1 protein-coding gene is annotated in these 3,476 nt (G+C 74.5%); it reads left to right on the top strand.

The genetic code is table 11. The features are described 5' to 3' along the window. Positions 1–3,476, top strand: a 3,476-nt coding sequence (locus ACIQIB_RS39315) for a type I polyketide synthase (RefSeq protein ID WP_400764261.1), incomplete at both ends; no start/stop codon positions are given.

Here is a 3,476-nt window from a genome sequence, read left to right on the forward strand (position 1 = left end):
GCTGAACTGCACGTGGCGGGTGTGGAGTTCGACTGGGAGGGCGTGTTCGCGGGCCGGGAGGCGGGCCGGATCGCCCTGCCCACCTACCCCTTCCAACGCGAGACCTACTGGCTCGCCCCGGCCGAGCCCGCCGTACTGCGAGAGTCGGCGGATCGTTTCCCGGCCGACGACTGGCGGTACCGCGCGGTGTGGAAGCCGCTGCCCACGGGTGCGGCGAGGGCCGGCCTGTCCGGCACCTGGCTGGTGGTGGCACCGATCGGCGGCGGTGCGCTCGTCGACCCGTGCGTGGGAGCGCTCTCCCGGGCCGGTGCCGAGGTACTGGTGGCGGAGTGGGACGCCGCCGCCGGCCTGGACCGGGCCGACGCGGCCGAGCTGGTGAGGTCGGCGCTGGCGGGCGTCGCGCTGGCCGGGGTGCTGAGCCTGGTGCCCGGTGCCGCGCCGGGGCTGGTCCTGGTGCAGGCCCTGGGGGGCGCCGAGGTGGAGGCTCCCCTCTGGCTGGCCACCTGCGGTGGCGTGTCGGTCGGATCGGGGGAGCTGGTGGACCCGGCGCAGGCCTCCGTGTGGGGCCTGGGACGGGTGGCCGCGCTGGAGCTGCCCGACCGCTGGGGCGGTCTGGTGGACCTGCCGCAGGTGCTGGACGAGCGGGCGGCGGATCACCTGGTGGCGGCGCTGAACGGGTCGCAGGGTGAGGACCAGGTCGCGGTTCGCGCTTCGGGGCTTCTCGCCCGTCGCCTGGTCCGGGCCGGTTCGACCTCCCGCGCCGAGGTGCCGCTGTGGCAGCCGCGCGGCACGGTCCTGGTGACCGGTGGCACGGGCGCGTTGGGCGGCCGGGTGGCCCGGTGGGCGGTGTCCAAGGGCGCCGAGCATCTGGTCCTGGTAGGCCGGCGTGGTGAACAGGCCCCGGGAGCCGTGGAGTTGCGTGAGGAACTGACGGCTCTGGGCGCGGCGGTGGATCTCGTCGCGTGCGATGTCACCGATCGCTCCGCGCTGGCCGGGCTGCTGGAGTCGCTGCCGGACCTCACGGCGGTGGTCCACGCGGCCGGCCTCCTGGACGACGGCGTGCTGGACGCGCTGACGCCCGAGCGACTGATGCGGGTGCTGCGTCCGAAGGCGGACGCGGCGCTGTTCCTCGACGAGTTGACCCGTGACCGGGAGCTCGACGCCTTCGTCCTCTTCTCCTCCGCCGCCGCGACCTTCGGCAACGAGGGCCAGGCGAACTACGCCGCGGCGAACGCCTTCCTCGACGGGCTCGCCGAGCGCCGCCGTGGGCTGGGCCTCCCCGCCACCTCCGTGGCCTGGGGCGCCTGGGCCGACTCCGGGATGGCCACCGACGAGGCGGCCTCGGCCCAGCTGCACCGCAGCGGATTCCCGGCCATGGCACCGGAGTCGGCGCTGACCGCGCTGGAGCGGGCGGTCGGCAGCGGCGAGGCGGCGGTGACCGTCGCCGACGTGGACTGGGCGCGGTTCGTCCCGGCCTTCACCGCCGGACGCCCCAGCCCGCTGATCGCCGACCTGCCCGAGGTCCGCGAGCTCACCGCCGCCGCACGGTCGGGGGCGAGCACCGGAGCGGGAGGCCAGGCCCCGCTGGAACAGCGGCTGGCCGGCCTCGGCCGGGCCGAACGCGAGGCGCTGATCGTGGAGTTGGTGCGCACGCAGGCGGCCCTGGTCCTCGGCCACGCCGGCCCGCAGGCCGTCGACCCGCGACGCGCCTTCAAGGACCTCGGGTTCGACTCGCTCGGCTCGGTCCAACTGCGCAACCGCCTGAACGCGGTGACCGGCCTCCGGCTGCCCAGCAGCCTGGTCTTCGACTACCCGACCCCCGGGGACCTCGCCCGCTTCCTGGGCACCGAACTCCCGTACGGCGAGGCGGACTCCGAGGCGGCGGGGGCCCCGGTGGTCGCGGCCGGTGCCGGGGTGAGCGATGAGCCGATCGCGATCGTCGCGATGAGCTGCCGGTTTCCGGGCGGGGTGCGGACGCCGGAGGACCTGTGGCGGCTGGTGGCGGCGGGCGGCGACGCGATCTCGGTGTTCCCGGACGACCGTGGCTGGGATCTGGAGGCGCTGTACGACGAGGACCCGGAGCGCTCGGGGACCTCGTACGTGCGGGAGGGCGGTTTCCTGTACGACGCGGCGGAGTTCGATGCGGGCTTCTTCGGGATCTCGCCGCGTGAGGCGCTGGCGATGGACCCGCAGCAGCGGTTGCTGCTGGAGACGTCCTGGGAGGCGTTCGAGCGCGGCGGGATCGACCCGCACTCGATGCGGGGCGGCAAGGTCGGCGTCTTCGTCGGAAGCAACGGGCAGGACTACGCGAGCCTGTTGCGGCAGGTGCCGGAGACCGTCGAGGGCTACCTCGGGATCGGCATCGCCGCGAGCGTGGCCTCGGGCCGGATCGCGTACAGCCTGGGGCTGGAGGGCCCGGCGGTCACGGTGGACACGGCCTGCTCGTCGTCGCTGGTGGCGCTGCACCTGGCGGCCCAGGCTCTGCGGGCGGGTGAGTGCACGCTGGCGCTGGCCGGCGGCATCACGATCATGACGACCCCCGAGGTCTTCGTGGAGTTCAGCCGTCAGCGCGGGCTGGCGCCGGACGGGCGCTGCAAGGCCTTCGCGGTGGGCGCGGACGGTACGGGCTGGGGCGAGGGTGTCGGCCTGGTGCTGCTGGAGCGGCTGTCGGACGCGCGGCGTAACGGGCACCAGGTGCTGGCGGTGGTGCGCGGTACGGCGGTGAACCAGGACGGTGCGAGCAACGGGCTGACGGCGCCGAACGGTCCTTCGCAGCAGCGGGTGATCCGGCAGGCGCTGGCGAACGCGGGTCTCACCACCTCGGACGTGGACGCGGTGGAGGCGCATGGGACGGGTACCAAGCTGGGTGACCCGATCGAGGCGCAGGCGCTGCTGGCCACGTACGGGCAGGACCGGCCGGAGGGCCGTCCGCTGTGGCTGGGCTCGCTGAAGTCCAACATCGGGCACACGCAGGCGGCGGCCGGTGCGGCCGGGCTGATCAAGATGGTGATGGCGCTTGAGAATGGCCTGCTGCCGCGCACGCTGCACGTGAACGAGCCCTCGCCGCACATCGACTGGTCGGCGGGCGCGGTACGCCTGCTGACCGAGGAACTGCCCTGGCCGGAGCTCGGCCGTCCGCGCCGCGCGGGTGTCTCGGCTTTTGGCGTGAGCGGGACGAATGCGCACGTGGTGCTGGAGGAGGCTCCGGAGGCTGAGGCCGATGCCGAGGTGACCGCGCCGGTTGGTGGTGTGGTGCCGTGGGTGGTGTCGGGTCGGACGGAGGCCGCGTTGCGGGCGCAGGCGGCTCGGCTGCGGGAGTTCCTGGCGGGTGCCGGGGCGTCGGCGGAGCCGGCCGAGGTGGCGGCGGGCCTGGCTTCGGGCCGGTCGGTGTTCGAGCACCGGGCGGTGCTGGTTGGCGGTGAACTCGGCGAGTTCGAATCTCTGCTGGAGGCTTTGGCGCAGGGTCGTGCCGCCGC

It is taken from the genome of Kitasatospora sp. NPDC092286 (genome assembly GCF_044755565.1).
Taxonomy (GTDB): domain Bacteria; phylum Actinomycetota; class Actinomycetes; order Streptomycetales; family Streptomycetaceae; genus Kitasatospora.